Annotated in this window: 18 protein-coding genes; 10 read left to right on the top strand and 8 right to left on the bottom strand. The window is 62.9% G+C overall.

The features are described 5' to 3' along the window. Nucleotides 1-41 precede the first annotated feature (41 nt). The 8 genes from PM2_RS24130 (at nt 42) to nhaA (ending at nt 8956) form a co-directional block, all read left to right on the top strand. A complete protein-coding gene (locus tag PM2_RS24130; protein WP_016713797.1) occupies nt 42-1157 on the top strand; it encodes a branched-chain amino acid ABC transporter substrate-binding protein in 1116 nt (371 codons plus the stop codon). 185 nt (nt 1158-1342) lie between these two features. Then, entirely contained in the window at nt 1343-2266 is a 924-nt protein-coding gene (livH, locus tag PM2_RS24125; RefSeq protein ID WP_016713796.1) for a high-affinity branched-chain amino acid ABC transporter permease LivH, read from the top strand. Further along, on the top strand, nt 2263-3519 hold the full coding sequence (locus PM2_RS24120) for a high-affinity branched-chain amino acid ABC transporter permease LivM (RefSeq protein WP_016713795.1): 1257 nt from the start codon (nt 2263-2265) through the stop codon (nt 3517-3519). The genes livH and PM2_RS24120 overlap by 4 nt, the downstream gene beginning before the upstream one ends. Next, nucleotides 3516-4283 carry a high-affinity branched-chain amino acid ABC transporter ATP-binding protein LivG gene (livG, locus tag PM2_RS24115; RefSeq protein WP_013973920.1) on the top strand — a complete coding sequence of 256 codons (768 nt, stop codon included), beginning with the start codon at nt 3516-3518 and terminating at the stop codon, nt 4281-4283. Before PM2_RS24120 ends, livG begins: the two co-directional genes overlap by 4 nt. Continuing rightward, nucleotides 4284-4985, top strand: a complete 702-nt coding sequence (locus PM2_RS24110; protein ID WP_003254879.1) for an ABC transporter ATP-binding protein — start codon at nt 4284-4286, stop codon at nt 4983-4985. A gap of 159 nt (nt 4986-5144) precedes the next feature. Next, nucleotides 5145-5819 (top strand): COG3650 family protein, encoded by a 675-nt coding sequence (locus tag PM2_RS24105; RefSeq protein WP_028698538.1) that lies wholly within the window; start codon nt 5145-5147, stop codon nt 5817-5819. A gap of 103 nt (nt 5820-5922) precedes the next feature. Next, the gene (locus PM2_RS24100) at nt 5923-7530 is read left to right on the top strand and encodes an NAD(P)/FAD-dependent oxidoreductase (protein ID WP_016713793.1); all 1608 of its coding nucleotides are present in this window, start codon (nt 5923-5925) and stop codon (nt 7528-7530) included. Between the two features lie 250 nt (nt 7531-7780). Then, nucleotides 7781-8956 carry a Na+/H+ antiporter NhaA gene (gene nhaA, locus PM2_RS24095; RefSeq protein WP_016713792.1) on the top strand — a complete coding sequence of 392 codons (1176 nt, stop codon included), beginning with the start codon at nt 7781-7783 and terminating at the stop codon, nt 8954-8956. Nucleotides 8957-9024: 68 nt separating this feature from the next. On the opposite strand, the gene PM2_RS24090 is transcribed toward nhaA, so the two are convergent. Then, complete coding sequence (locus PM2_RS24090) at nt 9025-9489, bottom strand: outer membrane lipoprotein (RefSeq protein ID WP_009684613.1); 465 nt, start codon at nt 9487-9489, stop codon at nt 9025-9027. Nucleotides 9490-9636: 147 nt separating this feature from the next. Here PM2_RS24090 and PM2_RS24085 point away from each other — a divergent pair, with 147 nt between their 5' ends. Further along, on the top strand, nt 9637-9870 hold the full coding sequence (locus PM2_RS24085) for a hypothetical protein (protein ID WP_016713791.1): 234 nt from the start codon (nt 9637-9639) through the stop codon (nt 9868-9870). 42 nt (nt 9871-9912) lie between these two features. On the opposite strand, the gene pdxH is transcribed toward PM2_RS24085, so the two are convergent. The 5 genes from pdxH to dinG form a co-directional block, all read right to left on the bottom strand. Further along, the gene (gene pdxH, locus PM2_RS24080) at nt 9913-10560 is read right to left on the bottom strand and encodes a pyridoxamine 5'-phosphate oxidase (RefSeq protein ID WP_016713790.1); all 648 of its coding nucleotides are present in this window, start codon (nt 10558-10560) and stop codon (nt 9913-9915) included. 18 nt (nt 10561-10578) lie between these two features. After that, entirely contained in the window at nt 10579-11559 is a 981-nt protein-coding gene (locus PM2_RS24075) for an OmpA family protein (protein WP_016713789.1), read from the bottom strand. 99 nt (nt 11560-11658) lie between these two features. Beyond that, entirely contained in the window at nt 11659-12804 is a 1146-nt protein-coding gene (locus PM2_RS24070) for an EstA family serine hydrolase (protein WP_016713788.1), read from the bottom strand. A gap of 109 nt (nt 12805-12913) precedes the next feature. Further along, nucleotides 12914-15148: a beta-galactosidase gene (locus PM2_RS24065; protein ID WP_028698539.1), complete on the bottom strand. Its 2235-nt coding sequence runs from the start codon at nt 15146-15148 to the stop codon at nt 12914-12916. 79 nt (nt 15149-15227) lie between these two features. Further along, the gene (gene dinG / locus PM2_RS24060; RefSeq protein WP_019096578.1) at nt 15228-17372 is read right to left on the bottom strand and encodes an ATP-dependent DNA helicase DinG; all 2145 of its coding nucleotides are present in this window, start codon (nt 17370-17372) and stop codon (nt 15228-15230) included. Nucleotides 17373-17470: 98 nt separating this feature from the next. On the opposite strand from dinG, the gene PM2_RS24055 reads away from it, so the two are divergent. Next, a complete protein-coding gene (locus PM2_RS24055) occupies nt 17471-17935 on the top strand; it encodes a CopD family protein (protein WP_016713785.1) in 465 nt (154 codons plus the stop codon). A 49-nt stretch (nt 17936-17984) separates the two neighbouring features. Here the strand turns inward: PM2_RS24055 and PM2_RS24050 are convergent, their stop codons facing one another. Further along, a complete protein-coding gene (locus tag PM2_RS24050; RefSeq protein ID WP_019096577.1) occupies nt 17985-18743 on the bottom strand; it encodes a hypothetical protein in 759 nt (252 codons plus the stop codon). Continuing rightward, complete coding sequence (locus PM2_RS24045; RefSeq protein WP_016713783.1) at nt 18736-19011, bottom strand: DUF1145 domain-containing protein; 276 nt, start codon at nt 19009-19011, stop codon at nt 18736-18738. Before PM2_RS24045 ends, PM2_RS24050 begins: the two co-directional genes overlap by 8 nt. Between the last annotated feature and the right edge of the window lie 94 nt (nt 19012-19105).

Below are 19105 nucleotides of genomic sequence, written 5' to 3'. Positions count from 1 at the left end.
CGCCAGGACTATAAGAATTACAACAGAATGAGTGGAGCACTATGATCAAGATTTCCAAGCTGTTCGCCGCAATGGTACTGGCCGGGGTAGCCAGCCATTCGTTTGCCGCCGATACCATCAAGATCGGGATTGCTGGCCCTAAAACCGGCCCTGTGACCCAGTACGGCGACATGCAGTTCATCGGCGCCAAGCAAGCCATCAAGGATATCAACGCCGCGGGCGGCGTCGATGGCAAGATGCTCGAAGCCAAGGAATACGACGACGCCTGCGACCCTAAACAGGCCGTGGCAGTCGCCAACAAAGTGGTCAACGACGGCGTCAAGTTCGTCATCGGCCACCTGTGCTCCAGCTCCACCCAGCCAGCGTCCGACATCTACGAAGACGAAGGCGTAATCATGATCACCCCGGCCGCCACCTCGCCGGAAATCACCGCCCGTGGCTACCAGCTGATCTTCCGCACCATCGGCCTGGACAGCGCCCAGGGCCCGGCTGCCGGCAACTACATCGCCGACCACGTCAAGCCAAAAGTGGTTGCAGTGCTGCACGACAAGCAGCAGTACGGTGAAGGTATCGCCACTGCGGTCAAGCAAACCCTCGAGAAGAAAGGCACCAAGGTTGCCGTATTCGAAGGCCTGAACGCCGGCGACAAGGACTTCTCCTCGATCATCCAGAAGCTCAAGCAGAACAACGTCGACTTCGTCTACTACGGCGGCTACCACCCCGAGCTGGGCCTGATCCTGCGCCAGGCGCAGGAAAAGGGCCTGAAAGCCAAGTTCATGGGCCCAGAGGGCGTGGGTAACGACTCGATCTCGCAAATCGCCCAGAACGCCTCCGAAGGCCTGCTGGTCACCCTGCCGAAGTCGTTCGATGCCGACCCGGAGAACAAGAAGATCGTCGACGCCATCAAGGCTGACGGCAAGGACCCAAGCGGCCCGTTCGTGTTCCCTGCCTACTCGGCTGTCGAGCTGATCGCCCAGGGCATCAAGGCCGCCAAGTCCGAAGACACCGACAAGGTGGCAGCCGCCATCCACGCCGGCTCCTTCAAGACCCCGACCGGCACCCTGTCGTACGACGAGAAGGGCGACCTGAAAGACTTCAAATTCGTGGTCTACGAATGGCACTTCGGCAAGCCGAAGACCGAAGTCTCCCCTCAGTAACTGCGTGACTAATAGCTGACCGAAGAAGCCCACTGTGCGAGCAGTGGGCTTTGTTTTACGAGGTTCATGGGCCCGATCCCCGCGATCCGGGGGCAGGCTCACCTGAAAATCTTAAAACCGTCACCCGCGGTTTCCTGGCCTACCCCCGCCAGCGAAATGCAAATCAGGTTTTTAGGAGCGCTGTAATGCCTGAGATCTACCATTTCTTCCAACAACTGGTTAATGGATTGACCATCGGCAGCACCTATGCCTTGATCGCCATCGGCTACACGATGGTGTACGGCATCATTGGCATGATCAACTTCGCCCACGGCGAGGTGTACATGATCGGTTCCTATGTGGCCTTCATCGCCCTGGCGGGCCTGGCCATGATGGGTATCCATTCGCTGCCTATCCTGATGACCGTCGCCTTCGTCGCGACGATCTTCGTCACCAGTGCCTATGGCTACAGTATCGAGCGCGTTGCCTACCGCCCCCTGCGCAACAGCAACCGTCTGATCCCGCTGATTTCCGCCATCGGCATGTCGATCTTCCTGCAGAACACCGTCTTGCTGTCGCAAGACTCCAAGGACAAGTCCATCCCCAACCTGATCCCCGGCAGCTTCTCGTTCGGGCCAGGTGGTGCTGAAGAAGTACTGATCAGCTACATGCAGGTCCTGGTGTTCGTGGTCACCCTGGTGGCCATGACCTGCCTCACCCTGTTCATCTCCCGTTCCCGCCTGGGCCGCGCCTGCCGTGCCTGCGCCGAGGACATCAAGATGGCCAACCTGCTGGGCATCAACACCAACAACATCATCGCCCTCACCTTCGTCATCGGTGCCGCCCTGGCCGCCGTGGCGGCCGTGCTGCTGAGCATGCAGTACGGGGTGATCAACCCCAACGCCGGTTTCCTGGTGGGCCTGAAAGCCTTCACCGCGGCGGTACTGGGTGGCATCGGCAGCATCCCGGGCGCCATGCTCGGCGGGCTGGTGCTGGGTGTGGCCGAAGCGTTCGGCGCCGACATCTTCGGCGACCAGTACAAGGACGTGGTGGCATTCGGCTTGTTGGTTCTTGTCCTGCTATTCCGGCCGACCGGCATCCTGGGCCGCCCGGAGGTTGAAAAAGTATGAACAGAAATCTCAAACAGGCGTTCTTCAGCGCCTTGCTGGTATGGGCCGTGGCCTTCCCGGTGCTGGGCCTGAAACTGAGCATCGACGGCATCAGCCTGGCCGTGCACAGCCAAGGGTCGTTCACCATCAGCATCATCGCCGTGTGTTCGGTGCTGATGTTCCTGCGCGTGCTGTTCGACAAGCAGTGGAGTGCGGTAATGGGCAGCCGTTCGGATCGCAAGCTGATCCCGCCGGCCGTCAGCAACTACCTGACACTGCCCAAGACCCAGCGCTACGTGATCATTGGCCTGATCGTCGCGGCACTGGTATGGCCGTTCTTCGGCTCGCGCGGTGCAGTCGACATTGCCACGCTGATCCTGATCTACGTGTTGCTGGGCCTGGGCCTGAACATCGTGGTCGGCCTGGCGGGCCTGCTCGACCTGGGTTACGTGGGCTTCTACGCCGTCGGCGCCTACAGCTACGCCATGCTCTCGCACTACCTGGGCTGGAGCTTCTGGGTGTGCCTGCCGATCGCCGGCCTGATGGCCGCCACCTTCGGCTTCCTGCTTGGCTTCCCGGTGCTGCGCCTGCGTGGGGACTACCTGGCGATCGTGACCCTCGGCTTCGGCGAGATCATCCGCCTGTTCCTGCGTAACCTCACCGACTGGACGGGCGGCCCCAACGGCATCAGCAATATCCCCAAGCCGGAGTTCTTCGGCCTCACCTTCGAACGCCGCGCCGCCGAGGGCATGCAGACCTTCCACGAGTTCTTCGGGCTGGAATACAACTCGATCAACAAGGTGATCTTCCTGTACCTGGTGGCGCTGTTGCTGGCCCTGCTGGCGCTGTTCGTCATCAACCGCCTGCTGCGCATGCCGATCGGCCGCGCCTGGGAAGCCCTGCGAGAAGACGAGATTGCCTGCCGTGCGCTGGGTTTGAACCCGACCGTGATCAAGCTCTCGGCATTCACCCTGGGTGCCTGCTTCGCCGGTTTCGCCGGCAGCTTCTTCGCTGCGCGCCAAGGCCTGGTGACGCCGGAGTCGTTCACCTTCATCGAGTCGGCGATCATCCTCGCCATCGTCGTGCTCGGCGGCATGGGCTCACAACTGGGCGTGATCCTCGCGGCCATCGTGATGATCCTGCTGCCCGAGCTGATGCGTGAGTTCAGCGAATACCGGATGCTGATGTTCGGTGCGCTGATGGTGTTGATGATGATCTGGCGTCCGCAAGGCCTGCTGCCTATGCAACGTCCACACATGGAGCTGCGTCGATGAGCCGCGAAATTCTGCAAGTCAGCGGCCTGAGCATGCGCTTCGGCGGCTTGTTGGCGGTGAACGGCGTAGGCCTGACCGTCAAGGAAAAACAGGTGGTGGCGTTGATCGGCCCGAACGGCGCCGGCAAGACCACCGTGTTCAACTGCCTGACCGGCTTCTACAAGCCCAGCGGTGGCACCATCCTGCTCGATGGCCAGCCGATCCAGGGCCTGGCCGGCCACCAGATTGCCCGCAAGGGCGTGGTGCGGACCTTCCAGAACGTGCGCCTGTTCAAGGAAATGACCGCGCTGGAAAACCTGCTGATCGCCCAGCACCGTCACCTCAATACCAACTTCTTCGCCGGCCTGTTCAAGACCCCGAGCTTCCGCCGCAGCGAGAAAGAGGCCATGGAGCGCGCGCAGTACTGGCTGGAGAAGGTCAACCTGACCGAGTTCGCCAACCGTACCGCCGGCACCCTCGCCTACGGCCAGCAGCGCCGCCTGGAAATCGCCCGCTGCATGATGACCCAGCCGCGCATCATCATGCTCGACGAACCGGCTGCGGGCCTGAACCCGAAAGAAACCGAAGACCTCAAGGCACTGATCGCCTACCTGCGTGAGTCGCACAACGTCACCGTGCTGCTGATCGAGCACGACATGAAGCTGGTGATGAGCATCTCCGACCATATCGTGGTGATCAACCAGGGCACCCCCCTGGCCCACGGCACGCCGGAAGAGATCCGCGACAACCCTGATGTGATCAAAGCCTACCTGGGGGAAGCGTAAATGCTGAAGTTCGAAAACGTTTCCACCTTCTACGGCAAGATTCAGGCGCTGCACAGCGTCAACGTGGAGATCAACCAGGGCGAGATCGTTACCCTGATCGGCGCCAACGGCGCTGGCAAGTCGACCTTGCTGATGACCCTGTGCGGCTCGCCGCAGGCGCACAGTGGCAGCATCAAGTACCTGGGTGAAGAGCTGGTCGGCCAGCCGTCCTCGCACATCATGCGCAAGAGCATCGCCGTCGTGCCGGAAGGCCGCCGCGTGTTCGCCCGCCTGACCGTAGAGGAAAACCTGGCGATGGGTGGTTTCTTCACCGACAAGGGCGACTACCAGGAGCAGCTGGACAAGGTGCTGCAGCTGTTCCCGCGCCTGAAGGAACGTTACATCCAGCGTGGCGGCACCATGTCCGGTGGCGAGCAGCAGATGCTCGCCATTGGCCGGGCACTGATGAGCAAGCCCAAGCTGCTGCTGCTCGACGAGCCTTCGCTGGGCCTGGCACCGATCATCATCCAGCAGATCTTCGACATCATCGAACAGCTGCGCCGTGATGGTGTGACGGTGTTCCTGGTGGAGCAGAACGCCAACCAGGCGCTGAAGATTGCTGACCGGGCGTATGTGCTGGAGAACGGCCGGGTGGTGATGCAGGGCACGGGTGAAGCCTTGTTGACTGACCCGAAGGTGCGCGACGCGTACCTCGGCGGTTGATAGATAAAGGGCCAACTACTGGCCCTTTTTTTTGCCTGCCAGAAATGTAATGCCTGTGCCGGCGATAGGGCCGGTACGGGCAACCATTAACTTGTGATCCCGCGCCAGCCTGAGTAACGTGGCCAGCTTTCACAGCAAAGATTCCCCGGAGCCCGCCCCATGCGCCTCACCCCCACCCTGCTGCTCACCGCCCTGCTGCCCCTGTTCGCCGGCTGCCAACTGATGGCGAGCCCGCCAAGCGACCCGAACATCGGCACCACGCGCATGCAGGGCGAACTGCGTGCCGCCGGTGGCCAGTTGCTGTTCAAGCCATGCAGCGAAAACCGCACCTTCGTGATCAACGACGTCGGTGCGACGGGCATCCTGCAAGAGGCCGCCAACCTCGCCAAGGACGCCAACGACAAGCTGTTCGCCGACGTACGTGGGCGCCTTACCGGGAGCAAGCAGGCCAACAATGATGGTCAGCTGGAAGTGCGCCGCCTGTACCGCCTGGAACCTTCCACCCGCGCTTGTGACGACCCCAACTTCAAGCAGCTGACCCTGCGCGCCAATGGCCACGAACCGGAGTGGGACATCAAGGCCAGTGGCAAGGGCATGGTGCTCAACCGTGTCGGCCAGGAGCCCCTGCCCCTGCCCTTCCTGGAAGAAGAAGTACCCGGCGGCGGCCTGACCCTGACCAGCGAAGCCAACAACCAGCATGTGGAACTGTGGGTCGCACCGCAGCGCTGTGTAGACAACGCCACCGGTGCCATCCACCACCTGCGTGCCGAGCTGCGCATCGACGGCAAGACCCTGCAGGGCTGCGGTTACTACGGCGGCGCACGCGACAACTGATCGCCGGGCGCTTTTATCCTGCCGTTCGGGGCGGCTAACAGCTTATACTTGGCGGTTTGTGTAAAGCCGCCGGCCGCCCATGGCCGGGATACTGGACCCTGCCATGCTACGAATCACCGAACTGAAGCTGCCCCTGGACCATCCCGACGAAGCCCTGCGTGAAGCCATCGTCCAGCGCCTGGGCATCCGCGACGAGCAACTGCTCAGCTTCAACCTGTTCAAGCGCAGCTACGATGCGCGCAAGAAGAACAGCGAACTGCTGTTCATCTACACCATCGACCTGGAAGCCAGCAACGAAGCCGAACTGCTCAGCAAGTTCGCCGACGATCGCAACATCGGCCCAGCGCCGGACGTCACCTACAAGTTCGTCGGCCAGGCCCCGGCAGGCCTGCAGGAACGCCCGATCGTGGTCGGTTTCGGCCCCTGCGGCATCTTCGCCGGCCTGCTGCTGGCACAGATGGGCTTCAAGCCGATCATCCTTGAACGCGGCAAGGAAGTACGCCAGCGCACCAAGGATACCTGGGGCCTGTGGCGCAAAAGCGTGCTCAACCCCGAGTCCAATGTGCAGTTCGGCGAAGGCGGCGCCGGCACCTTCTCTGACGGCAAGCTGTACAGCCAGATCAAGGACCCGCAGCACCACGGCCGCAAAGTGCTGGAAGAGTTCGTCAAGGCCGGTGCGCCCGACGAGATCCTGTACATCAACAAACCGCACATCGGTACCTTCCGCCTCACCGGCATGGTCGAGCAAATGCGCCAGGACATGATCGCCCTGGGTGCCGAAGTACGCTTTCAGCAGAAGGTGACCGACCTGTTGGTCGAAGACGGCCAGCTGACCGGCGTGGTACTGGAGAGCGGCGAGCAGCTGCATTCGCGCCATGTGGTCCTGGCGCTGGGCCACAGCGCCCGCGACACCTTCCGCATGCTGCACGCCAAAGGCGTGTACATGGAAGCCAAACCATTCTCGGTCGGTTTCCGTATCGAGCACCCGCAAACGCTGATCGACAAGGCGCGCCTAGGCAAGTACGCCGGCCACCCGAAACTAGGCGCTGCCGACTACAAGCTGGTGTACCACGCCAAGAACGGCCGTTCGGTGTACAGCTTCTGCATGTGCCCGGGCGGCACCGTGGTTGCGGCTACCAGCGAGCCGGGCCGTGTGGTGACCAACGGCATGAGCCAGTACTCGCGGAACGAGCGCAACGCCAACTCCGGCATCGTCGTCGGCATCGACCCGGAGCGAGATTATCCGGGCGGCCCACTGGCCGGTATCGAGCTGCAAGAGCGCCTGGAAGCCCATGCCTATGTGATGGGGGGCAGCAACTACCAGGCGCCTGCGCAATTGGTAGGCGACTTTGTAGCTGGCCGGCCCTCGACCGCGCTGGGCAGTGTCGAGCCGTCCTACAAGCCGGGCGTGACTCTAGGCGACCTGGCACCAAGCCTGCCGGACTTTGCCATCGAAGCAATTCGTGAAGCGTTGCCAGCGTTCGACCGGCAGATCAAAGGCTACAACCTGCACGATGCCGTATTGACCGGGATCGAGACGCGCACTTCGTCGCCACTGCGGATTACCCGGGGTGAGGATTACCAGAGCCTGAACCTGAAGGGGCTGTTCCCGGCGGGTGAAGGGGCCGGGTATGCGGGCGGGATTCTGTCGGCGGGTGTCGATGGCATTCGCATTGCCGAGGCGGTGGCGAGGGATATGCTCGGCCTCTGATGCTTGATTGCCTGTCAGCGCCCTTTCGCGGGCTACCCGCAAAAAGGCGCTGACAGGCATCAGAATAATCCACCCCCAACATCAGGCTTCCCCTCCCCCCTCCTGCCTCACTTCCATCTAGGCTTCCCCCAGGCCTGTCAGCAACACCATATAACAAAAACGAATATAGTTTTTGTTTTAAAGCATATAGCCACGGGCTAGGGTGTACGCCCGTTCCATTCGTAAACTGCTCATGGAGAGCCTATAGCCCGTGCGTAGCCTGTTCACCCGTTTCTTCCAGCTTGAAGCCGCCAGCGGCCTGCTGCTGATCGCCGCCGCCGTACTGGCACTGATCATCAACAACTCACCGCTATCCTACCTGTACAGCGGCCTGCTCGACGTTCCCGTCGCCGTTCAGGTCGGCGCGCTGAACATCGCCAAGCCGTTGCTGCTGTGGATCAACGATGGCCTGATGGCGCTGTTCTTCCTGCTAATCGGCCTTGAGGTCAAACGCGAGGTGGTCAACGGCCACCTGTCCAAACCTTCGCAGATCGTGCTTCCTGCCACGGCCGCTATCGGCGGCATGGTGGTACCCGCGCTAATCTACTGGTTCATCAACCGCGAAGCCCCTGCCGCCGTTGCCGGATGGGCGATCCCCACCGCTACCGACATCGCCTTCGCCCTCGGCGTACTGGCCTTGCTGGGCAAGCGCGTGCCGGTGTCGCTGAAGCTGTTCCTGATGACCCTGGCGATCATCGACGACCTGGGTGCAATCATTGTCATCGCCCTATTCTATTCCGGCACCCTGTCGAGCGTGTCGCTGCTGCTGGCTGCGGCCTGCCTGGTGGTGCTGGTGGCGTTGAACCGCCTTGGCGTGGTCAAACTTGGGCCGTACATGGTCGTTGGCCTGATCCTGTGGGTCTGTGTGCTCAAAAGTGGCGTGCATGCAACGCTGGCGGGTGTCGCCCTGGCCTTGTGCATTCCACTGCGCACACGCAACGCCGAAACTTCGCCGCTGCTGGCCCTCGAACATGCCCTGCACCCGTGGGTGGCCTATGCCATCCTGCCGCTGTTCGCCTTCGCCAACGCCGGTGTCTCGCTGGCAGGCATGACCCTAGAAAGCTTCACACACCCCGTGCCGATGGGCATCGCGGTCGGCCTGCTGCTGGGCAAGACCATGGGGGTTTTCGGCCTGACATGGGTGGCCATCAAGCTACGACTGGCCGCGCTGCCTACGGGCTCCAGCTGGGGGCAATTGCTGGGGGTCGCGATACTCTGCGGCATTGGCTTTACCATGAGCCTGTTCGTTGGCTCGCTCGCCTTTGTGCCGGGTAGCAGCGAATACGCCGGCATGGACCGCATGGGTATTCTTACCGGCTCGTTCTTCGCCGCAGTGATCGGCTATGCCGTCACCGCCATGGCCAGCCGCAAAACCCACGCGGGCTGAGTTGGCTGACGCATGAAAAACCCCGACTGGCAGGTGCCATGTCGGGGTTTTGTTTTACCGTGCGGCGGTCAGTGCGAAACGCGGCTGGTACCGTCAACGGTCATGATGCGTACACGGTCGCCCACGCGGAAGATTTCGTTCTCCTGCACGGCCTGAACGTAGGCGCGCATGCTGCCATCGTCCTCACGTACGGTGATCTCGACGCCTTGGGTGCGCGTCAGCCCTTCCTCGGCAGCGGACCCGGCCAGGCCGCCGGCAACAGCACCGATAACAGCTGCCACGATGCTGCCACGGCCACCGCCTACGGCACTACCGGCAACGCCACCCACGATGGCGCCAGCGCCGCCACCGATCGGGGTCTTGGTACCCTCGATCTTGACCGGGCGCAGGGATTCGATGGTGCCCATGCGCACGGTTTGCACGCGGCGGGCTTCGTCACGGGAGTAGCTATCACCGGTCAAGCTCGAGGCACAGCCCCCCAGCAGCAGCGACATGGTGGTAAAAGTCGCCACCAGCAAAGCGGATTTACGCATGGGTAAAGTCTCCATAAGTCAGGTGCTCATTAGACGCTGCACATTGACGGCTGTCACGGTACAAACGTAATAAAATTGTTTTCATTCAGCCGGGGTACAGCCTGCCGGGCTGTGTCGAAGGCCTTTCAAGTGAGACCAAGGATAGCCATGGATTACTTCATCGTCGTGGTCACCACCGTTGCAGGGCTGTATTTTCACGGGTGGTTGTATGTGCGCATGCGCCGCTGGATGGACCGTGACCTGGCGTTGTCATTGGCGGGGGCGGATGCGGGGAAGCGCGCGTATATGCTGCAGCGGCTGGAGCAAGCGCGGGTGGAAAAGGTGGGGCGCAAGCAGTTGGCAGGGTGGTTGGAGCGGGAGGCTGCGGGGTATGTGGGGTAGCCTCTGGTCGAGTGTTGGGGCCGCTTTGCGGCCCCAACGTTTTCAGGGTGCCAGACGCTCGCGCTGCCATTGCCCATCAACCAGCCGATAGTTCAGCCGGTCATGCAGGCGGCTCGCCCGGCCCTGCCAGAACTCGATACGCTCAGGCAGCAAACGGTACCCCCCCCAATGCTCAGGGCAATGTGGCTGGGTGTCCGAGAAGCGCGCCTCAGTCGCCTTGACCAGCCCCTCTAGCTCTTCACGCCCAGCAATCACCCGGCTCTGCGGCGAAGCCCAGGCCCCCAGGCGGCTGCCCAGCGGGCGCACCTGGTAGTAGTCGTCCGACTCCTTGGCCGTGACCTTTTCCACCCGCCCCTCAATGCGCACCTGGCGTTCCAGCGCCGGCCAGAAGAACGTCATGGCTGCAAAGGGGTTGGCTTGCAGCTGCTGGCCCTTGGCGCTGTCGTAGTTGGTGAAGAAGGTAAAACCACGCGTGTCGAGCCCCTTCAGCAGCAGCACACGGCAATGCGGGCGGCCTTCGCCGTCGACAGTGGCCAGGGTCATGGCGTTGGCTTCCACCGGTACCTGCTCGGTTTTCACCGCATCGGCAAACCACTGGTGAAACAGGGCGAACGGCTCACCCGGAGCCTGGGCTTCGGCCAGGCCATCACGGGTGTAGTCGCGGCGCATATCGGCCAGGGATTGGGTCATTGCTGCGTTCCTTGACGATCAGTTGGTCTTCGCAGGGCTGTTGGCAGCTACTTTCTTGTCAGTGGTAGCTTTCTTGGCGGCTGGCTTGGCCGGCGCGGCTTTTTTCTTGGCGGTGGTCTTGGCTGGAGCCTTGGCCTTGGCTGCTGGTTTTTTCGCCACTGGCTTCTTCGCTGCTGGCTTGCTGTCGGCGGCCTTGGCAGCTGGTGCCTTGGCATCCTGAACCGCAACCATCGAAGCCGGCGCAGGTGCCGGGCCGGCCTGCTGATATTTGGCCAGCAGTGCGACCATGGTGTTCTGCGGGGTCAGCAACATTTCAACACGGCGGTTCAGGGAACGGCCTTCGGCGCTGTCGTTGGCGGCACGCGGCATCACCGAGCCCATGCCCTTGAGGGTCAGGCGGTCACGCTGCAGGCCGCTGAGGCGGAAAATGGCCGATACCGACGCGGCGCGCTCCAGGCTGAGCTTCTGGTTGGCAGCTGCAACACCGCTGCTGTCGGCGTGGCCGAGCACCAGCACGGCAGTTTTCGGGTCACCTTCGACGGCCTTGGCCACTCGGGTGATCGGGCCGAGCGTCATGGGCAGCAGCATGTTCGGGCGGTCAGGGTTGTACGAGCTGTCTACCGGCAGGGTTACCGCCAGCACATTGTCGCGACGCTCCAGCTCCAGCTTGCTGTCCTTGATGGCTTCGCGCAGCTTGGGCTCGTACTCGTCCAGCCAGGCCTGGGTGGCCTTCTGGTCGATCTTCGGCACCACAGGCCCTTTGGCTTGCTTGTCATCACCACCGAACGGCCACCACCAACGGCTGGCGCTTTCAGACTTGGCATCGGCTTTGGCCACGTTTTCAGTGACGGCTGCCTTCACTTCCTGCTCGGCGACCTTGTCCGAACCGAAAGGCCACCAGCTGGAGCCACCTGCCTTGGAGCCTTCCGGAGAGTGGCTGGCACAGCCGGTAACGGCGGTCAGGCACAGGGCGAGTGCTAAGGTTTTATGTGAAGACATCAGCGATACACCATGAAATTAAAAGAAATTGTGCCCACACACATAAGGCGTTGGCATTGAGGATAGTCAAAGGGCTGGAGCAATACCCGCATTACCCGATCAAAGGCAACTGGCAAGGACACGCACCAGCTTCTGGGCTCGTGGGTCCATCAGCACATAAGGGCCAAGGGTATTGACCACGAAGCCGAACGCCACATCATGCTCCGGGTCGGCAAAACCGACCGAGCCACCGGCACCGGGGTGGCCAAAGGCACGTGCGCCGAGGCCGAATGTGGCATTGGCCACATCGGGCTGGTCGAGCATACAGCCGAGGCCGAAACGGGTCTGGGTGAGCAAGGTACGGTCCTGGCCCAGGCTGTGTTCACGGGTCAGTTCATCGAGCAGTTCGGACTCGAGCAGGCTGCCGTCCAGCAGCCCGGCATAGAAACCCGCCAGGCTGCGTGCATTGCCATGGCCATTGGCCGCTGGCTGCTGCATGCGCCGCCATTCCGGCTTGTTGGTGCTGGTCAGGATCGCTGGCGGGTTGGTGAAAGCACGGGTCGACAACGCCGCGGGCTCACGCATGGTCACCTGCAACAGGCGCTGCGCGGCGGCATCCCCGGGGTTGCCCTTGCCACGGGCGATATGCGCGACACGGTGGAACTCTTCATCTGCCAGGCCAACATGGAAGTCCAGCCCAAGCGGGCGGGCGGTACGGGCCACGATCGAGTCGCCAGGGCCACGGCCATCGGCTCGACGGATCAGTTCACCAATCAGCCAGCCATAGGTGATGGCGGCATAGCCGTGTTCCGTACCTGGAGCCCACCAAGGTGTCTCGGCCGCCAGGGCATCCACCATGGTCTGCCAGTCATACAGGGCTTCGGCTGGCAGCAGTTCACGGATGGCAGGCAGGCCGGCACGGTGGCTAAGCAGTTGGCGCAGGGTGATCGACTGTTTACCCGCTTGGGCAAACTCGGGCCAGTATTTGGCCACTGGCGCATCGAGGGCCAACTTGCCCTCGCCCACCAGTTGCAGGGCAGTGACGGCAGTGAAGGTCTTGGTACATGAGAACAGGTTGGCGATGGTGTCGCTATGCCAAGCCTGCTGCCCATCCTTGTCGGCGCTGCCGGCCCACAGATCGATGACGGTTTCGCCACCAACCTGGATGCACAGCGCGGCGCCACGCTCCTGGGGATCATCGAACAGCGCGGCAAAGGCTTCGCGCACGGCTTCGAACTTCAGCTCATAGTGACCCTGGATCTGCACCCGCTGTACCCCGTACGACCATGTTCAAAAAAGGTGTGCATTGTTTCAGTAGTTAAGTGTTTTGCAAACTGGCTTGGGCCAAATGGTCGCGACGAACGGTAACCTGCACTCAAGGCGTCGGCTTTTCCAGTTGGGTACGCAGTTGGCTCACGGCCTGCAGGTTGCTCTTGCGCACAGCGTCGACAAACCGTGGGTAGGGCATATCCGTAATCGCGACCAGCCCCAGGTGCCCATTCTCGCCGTCGAGCAGGCGGCCGCTAGCTGGCTGATCGAGGTACTGGAACCAGTGAGCACCCACGATCATCGGCTGCGCCAGGGCCGCCTTGAGGAAGTTGCCATAGGCCGGGCCACGGTCTTCTTCCCGCGCCACCTCCAGCGGCCCAGGCCAGAACGGCCCGCGATCGCGCGAACCGAACTGGAACTCGGACACCAGCACCGGCTTGTCCAGCTCGGCCAGGCGCGCGAAGTCGTAGCCGTCCTGCGGCTTGAGGGTATAGAAGTTGAAGCTGAGCACATCGCAGAATTCGGCACAGGCCTTTACCGCCTCCGGCGTGCTGACCGCATAGCGGCCACCCAGCAGCAGGTGATTGGGGGCATGCCATTTCAATGAGTCGGCAATGGTCTTGAAGTAAGTCTCGGCGAACACCTGCTGGAAGTGCTGGTAGTCGCGCTCGATTTCCGGGTGTTCCGGGTTGGGCAACGGTGCCTCGAAGCCCGGGTCTTCCATCAGCTCCCAGGCGGGCAGTTCGATGCCCCAGGCCTTGGACAGCCCCTCCTGGTTACGGTACTTGTCGCGCAACTGCTTGAGGAAGGCGCGCTTGGCCGGTACGTCGGTGGTCAGGCGCAAGGTGCCATAGGCCAGGCCATAGCGGGCTTTGGGGTCGTTACCGGGAGCAGCCCACGCCAACTCGTTGTCGGCAAAGTAGCCGATCAGCCAAGGGTCGTCGCGGTGATCGCGGGCGGCAATGGCCACGGCGCGCTCTGTAGCCATGGCAAAACGTGGGTCGAATGGGTCGGGCATACTGCCCCACCAGTCCATGCCGGTGCTGATGCTGGCGTAGTCGCCCACGATCGACAGCGGCAAGGTGTAGGGCATCCGCTTGGCCTGGCCCAGGGCAGGCTCGCTCCAGTTGCCGATCGTGTTGAACCCCCAGGCCTGCAACCGGTCGAGCGCATGCGCCTGCCAGCGGGCAGCATCCAGTACCAGCGGCGGGCAGTTGGCTGGCTGCCCTTCCAAGGCCGGCGGGCAGGGTTTACCGTAGGTACGCTGCAGGTTGGCAGCATAGAAGTCGAACCAGCGCCCTTGCTTGAAATTGCGCCCTTGCGACGAGGCATTGCCATCGTCGTTGTTGCCTTCGCCATAGAATGCCGCCAATGCCTCGCCCTCACCCGGCAATGCCTTGAACATGCCTTCACGGCCGGCGACGTAAGTACGCCCGCCATCTGCAGCTACCGCATTTACCCCCAGGGAGTAAAACGGGTGCCCCTCGGGCGTTACCAGGTACCAGCGGCCATCACGCTTTTCGGTACGAAAGAACCCTTTGGCCTCGAACGCCGGCCCGGCAACAAGCCCGCCGTAGCTGTCCAGTTGCTGTTTGTCACGCTCAGCCAGCCAGCCCTTGAGCTGTTGCTGCTCGCGCTTATCGGCCGCCTTGAGTTGATCGTCATTGGCGACCTTCTCTGGCCAGTTGGCGCGGGTGGACTGGCCGTAGGCATCGATCAGCTCGTGGTAGGCCGCCTGATAGGCCTGGTCGTCATCCTGGATGCCCACCCGTTCGATCAGCAGGTTCTGCGCCACCTTGGGGTTGGGGATGCTCAGGCTGACCGAGGTCACCTGCTTGAGGTCAACCGCGCCAGCGCTGCTGGTCAGTAGCAGGCGCTGGCCGCCGTGGTTCCAGGGCATGGGAGGGCCGGCGCGCATGCCCTGGCTCAACGGCGAGCTGGCCGTCAGTGGCACCATCACCGTTTGCGCAGGGCCAGCCGGCAGGTCGATGCGGCTGGTCAAGGTGCGGCCATCACTGCCTTGCACCGTAACATCAACCGTCAGTGCCCAGTCCATGGCACTTTGCAGACGCAAGGTGAGGAACTGCCCGGCAGACCAGTCCCACACCCCGCCTTGCGGGCTCAGGCGCAAAGTCGGTCGCGGGGCCGGGTTGAACACCACACGTCGCAGCACCTCGCCCTCGGCCGTTTGCTCCGCGTTGTACTGCGGCATGCCTGCATCTTCGGTCGCCACGTTGACCACCGAGGCCGGGCGCACGAAGCTGAACAGCGTCTGCTGCCCGGCCAGCAAGGGCGAGCTGAACAACAGGGCGAAAACGGCGGGCAGGGTACGGCGGACCATAAGGCTGGGGCTCTCCTTCAGGGCCGTCATGGCCCAAGACTGAGTAATGGACAACGCGCCGGAGCAAGTGCTCCGGCGGTCAGGAAATCTCCCGCCGGAACGGCGGCAGCGCATTGAGAATAGCCTTGCCGTAGCGCTGGGTGACCAGGCGCCGGTCGAGCAAGGTGATGACGCCGCGATCCTGCTCGGTACGCAGCAGGCGGCCACAGGCCTGGATCAACTTCAACGAGGCGTCGGGCACGGCAATTTCCATGAACGGGTTGCCCCCGCGAGCCTCGATCCACTCCGACAAAGCGGCTTCCACCGGGTCGTCGGGCACGGAGAAAGGTATTTTGGCGATGACCACATGCTCGCAGTACGCACCTGGCAGGTCGACACCTTCAGCAAAGCTGGCCAGGCCGAACAACACGCTGTGCTGGCCATCATCGACCCGCGCCTTGTGCTTGTTCAGGGTTTCCTGCTTGGACAGGTTGCCCTGGATCAGCACCAGCTTGCGCCAGTCACGGTCCAGGCCGTCGAACACATCCTGCATTTGCTTGCGTGACGAGAACAGCACCAGCGCGCCACGGGCATCCTCGACGATGTTTGGCAGCTCACGAATGATCGCCGCCGTATGCGCCGCCGCATCGCGGGGGTCGGCCTGCAGGTCGGGGACCCGCAGCAGACCGGCATCGCCATGTACGAACGGGCTGGGCACCACGCAGGTGACGGCATCGCGCGGCAACCCCGAGCGCATGCGGAAACGGTCGAACTTGCCCAGCGCGGTCAACGTCGCCGACGTGACCAGTGCGCCGTGGGCAACACTCCACAGGCTGCGGCGGAGCATTTCGGCAGCGAGGATGGGGCTGGCGTTGACTTCGATGTCGAACAGAGCGCCACTCTCGGCCAGCGTCAGCCAGCGAGCCATGGGCGGGCTGTCTTCCGGGTCCTCGGCGGTAAAGGCCGTCCACAGTTCCCAGTTGCCTTGGGCACGGGTGACCAAGCTGCCAAACAGCGGGTACCACTCCTCGGCCTGATGGCTGGCGATGCCGATATTGACCTCGCCGTCCATGCCCTCCTTGAGCAGGTCGGCCAGGCGGGTGAACAGGTCGTTGAGGCGGGCAAAGCCCTTTTTCAGTTCGATGCCCACTTCGCGGATCTGCTCTGGCACCACACCGCCCTCGAAGCGGTAACGCGGGCGTTCGCGGCCTTCGGTATCCTCGCTGGGGCGGAAGTCTGCCACCTGCTCGCACAGGGTGAACATGAACTGCTGTTGGGTACGCACTTCCCGCGCCAGCTCCGGCACCTGCTCGATGTACTTGCCAAGGTCACCGGGCAACGGGTGCTGAGCCAACAGTTTGGTCAGGTTCTTGGCGGTCTGTTCCAGCCAGTCGGCGGTGGAGCGCAGGCGCGAATAATGGGCGAAATGGCCGATGGCCTTGTCTGGCAGGTGATGGCCTTCGTCGAACACGTACAGGGTATCGCGCGGGTCGGGCAACACCGCGCCACCGCCCAGGGCCAGGTCGGCCAGCACCATGTCGTGGTTGGTGACGATCACGTCGACCTTGCCCATGCCTTCGCGGGCCTTGTAGAACACGCACTGCTGGAAGTTCGGGCAGTGGCGGCCCGTGCACTGGCTGTGGTCGGTGGTCAGCCGTGCCCAGTCCTGGTCTTCCAGGGCCTCGGGCCAGCTGTCACGGTCACCGTCCCAGCGGTTGCCAGCGAGCTTCTCGATCATGCTGTTGAACAGCTTCTGGCTGCGCTCGTCGACTTCGATGCGGAACCCTTCTTCCTCGAACAGCTGGGCGGTGGCCGACTGGGCATGGCCTTCCTGCAGCAGGATGTCGAGCTTGGACAGGCACAGGTAACGGCCACGGCCCTTGGCCAGGGCGAAGCTGAAGTTGAGCCCGCTGTTGCGCATCAGGTCGGGCAGGTCCTTGAAAACGATCTGCTCCTGCAGGGCCACGGTCGCGGTGGCGATCACCAAGCGCTTGCCGGCGGCCTTGGCGGCCGGGATGGCTGCCAGGCTGTAGGCCACGGTCTTGCCGGTACCGGTGCCCGCCTCGACTGCCACCACGGCAGGCTCCCCGGCACGGCGGCCTTCATCGTCGCAGGCGATGTCGCCAAGCACCTTGGCCACTTCGGCGATCATCAGGCGCTGGCCATAGCGCGGCTTGAGGCTCTTGGCTTCGAGAAAACGCGAATAGGCGCCCTGGATGGTGGCTTTGAGTTCGTTGCTGATCATGGTCTGCAGGCGCCCGAAGGGCTGGATATATTTTCAGTGTTTCACACGGGGCGGCTATCATACCCCGCTATTGCCCATTATGCCGCATGGAGATCCGGATGCTTGCCTTTGCCCTGCCCTACACACTGCATGTCCTGGCTGCCCTGATATGGGTCGGCGGCATGTTCTTCGCCTGGCTGGTGCTGCGCCCGGCAACGGTTGCAGCCCTTGAAGGGCCTGCGCGCCTGCGCCTGTGGGTGGAAGTTTTCCGACGCTTCTTCGGCTGGGTCTGGGTGGCTGTAGCGATTTTGGCGATAAGTGGTATCGGCATGTTGCACATGCGCTTCAGCGGCTTCGAGACTGCGCCGAAGTATGTGCAGGTGATGATCGGTGGAGGGATCGCCATGTTTGCCTTGTTCATGCGCATTCAGGCATTGCTGTTGCCCGAGCTGAAGACGGCGGTGCAAGCCGAGGACTGGCCGACGGGTGCGGCAGTGCTGGGGCGGATTCGGCGCATGGTGGGGATCAACCTCCTGCTGGGCCTGGCGGTCGTTGCAGTTGCCAGTTCGCGACTGATGCTCTGACAGCTGATTATCTAACGACCTGCGCGGCCCCTTGTAGGAGCGGCGTGGCTCAGAGGCGCTGCAGGATCAGCTCACCCGCGGCCCCCGCCAACCCAGGTTGGCCCGGCTGTCCCGGCCGGCCATTGGCCCCAGCGTCGGTGCTGTACACCAGGCAACCTTTACTCGCCCCGCCTTTACCCGCCTTGCCTGCCGCCCCGGCCTTCCCCGGGGCGCCGCCATCCAGACGCGCCACAATGTGCTCCTGCGGGAACCCTTGCGGCAGGCTCAGACGAATGCGCCCACCCGGGGCGCCGTCGTGCCCGTTGCCGCCATTATCGCCATTGGCACCGCGACTGGCCTGGCCCCATGTGCAACCACCTGCCTGGCCATTGGCACCATCAAGCCCCACGTACCCCGGCGCACCGGCGCCGCCACGGGCATCGATCGCCACCCGTTCGGCATCCAGTTCAGCCAGTTTCAGGTCCAGACTGCGGCCCGAGCGGGCTGCCCGCTGGTAGCTCCCGGCAGCCCCTGGAGCACTGAATTCACTGCCTTCGCCCAACCTGGCGCTGCGCGCCTCGATCAGCAACGGGCTATCGGAAGGTGCAATGGCGATACGCGCATCACGCCCCAGCTCCAGCTGGTCGACCTTCAATTCCGCAAGCGAGGCAGGCAGCAGCAGGGTTGCCGAATCAGCGACACGCAAGTGCGTGAGGTGCACGCTGGCCGACTTGTCGGGCAGGCGCAGCATGGAATTGGCGGCGACTTCCAGGCTTTCGGCCTGAGCCAGGGGAGTGGCCAACATGGCCAGCAACATCAGATTACGCATTTCGCGGCGCCTCCTGCGCACGGGGAATGGACATGACATGGAAGATGCCCGTCAACAGGATCTGCAATCGGTCGAACCAGCGATGGCTGCGCCCACGCAGGCTGCCATTGAAGAACAGCACTTCGAGCAGGTGCAGGCCGAACAGGAAAATACCAGCGGCATTGATCAGCAGATTGAAGGGCAAAGGTTGTGGCAACAACTGATTGAACAACACCACCCCCCAGAAAGCGACCGTCAGGACCTTGCCCAGGCCCAGGATGAACTTCATACCCCGCCCCTATCGATTGTTGTTATGTCGAGACGGCCCGATCGAGCGGGCCGTGCACCCCACATTAACTGCAATGCCAAGGCAGGCGCCAGCG

The organism is Pseudomonas monteilii NBRC 103158 = DSM 14164, assembly GCF_000730605.1.
GTDB classification, from domain to species: domain Bacteria; phylum Pseudomonadota; class Gammaproteobacteria; order Pseudomonadales; family Pseudomonadaceae; genus Aquipseudomonas; species Aquipseudomonas monteilii.
This window is presented reverse-complemented; position numbering and strand designations above follow the sequence as displayed.

Coding starts and splice junctions, on each gene's coding strand:
- PM2_RS24130 (WP_016713797.1), top strand. CDS start 42: ATGATCAAGATTTCCAAGCTGTTCGCCGCAATGGTACTGGCCGGGGTA.
- livH (WP_016713796.1), top strand. CDS start 1,343: ATGCCTGAGATCTACCATTTCTTCCAACAACTGGTTAATGGATTGACC.
- PM2_RS24120 (WP_016713795.1), top strand. CDS start 2,263: ATGAACAGAAATCTCAAACAGGCGTTCTTCAGCGCCTTGCTGGTATGG.
- livG (WP_013973920.1), top strand. CDS start 3,516: ATGAGCCGCGAAATTCTGCAAGTCAGCGGCCTGAGCATGCGCTTCGGC.
- PM2_RS24110 (WP_003254879.1), top strand. CDS start 4,284: ATGCTGAAGTTCGAAAACGTTTCCACCTTCTACGGCAAGATTCAGGCG.
- PM2_RS24105 (WP_028698538.1), top strand. CDS start 5,145: ATGCGCCTCACCCCCACCCTGCTGCTCACCGCCCTGCTGCCCCTGTTC.
- PM2_RS24100 (WP_016713793.1), top strand. CDS start 5,923: ATGCTACGAATCACCGAACTGAAGCTGCCCCTGGACCATCCCGACGAA.
- PM2_RS24090 (WP_009684613.1), bottom strand. CDS start 9,489: ATGCGTAAATCCGCTTTGCTGGTGGCGACTTTTACCACCATGTCGCTG.
- PM2_RS24085 (WP_016713791.1), top strand. CDS start 9,637: ATGGATTACTTCATCGTCGTGGTCACCACCGTTGCAGGGCTGTATTTT.
- pdxH (WP_016713790.1), bottom strand. CDS start 10,560: ATGACCCAATCCCTGGCCGATATGCGCCGCGACTACACCCGTGATGGC.
- PM2_RS24075 (WP_016713789.1), bottom strand. CDS start 11,559: ATGTCTTCACATAAAACCTTAGCACTCGCCCTGTGCCTGACCGCCGTT.
- PM2_RS24065 (WP_028698539.1), bottom strand. CDS start 15,148: ATGGTCCGCCGTACCCTGCCCGCCGTTTTCGCCCTGTTGTTCAGCTCG.
- dinG (WP_019096578.1), bottom strand. CDS start 17,372: ATGATCAGCAACGAACTCAAAGCCACCATCCAGGGCGCCTATTCGCGT.
- PM2_RS24055 (WP_016713785.1), top strand. CDS start 17,471: ATGCTTGCCTTTGCCCTGCCCTACACACTGCATGTCCTGGCTGCCCTG.
- PM2_RS24050 (WP_019096577.1), bottom strand. CDS start 18,743: ATGCGTAATCTGATGTTGCTGGCCATGTTGGCCACTCCCCTGGCTCAG.
- PM2_RS24045 (WP_016713783.1), bottom strand. CDS start 19,011: ATGAAGTTCATCCTGGGCCTGGGCAAGGTCCTGACGGTCGCTTTCTGG.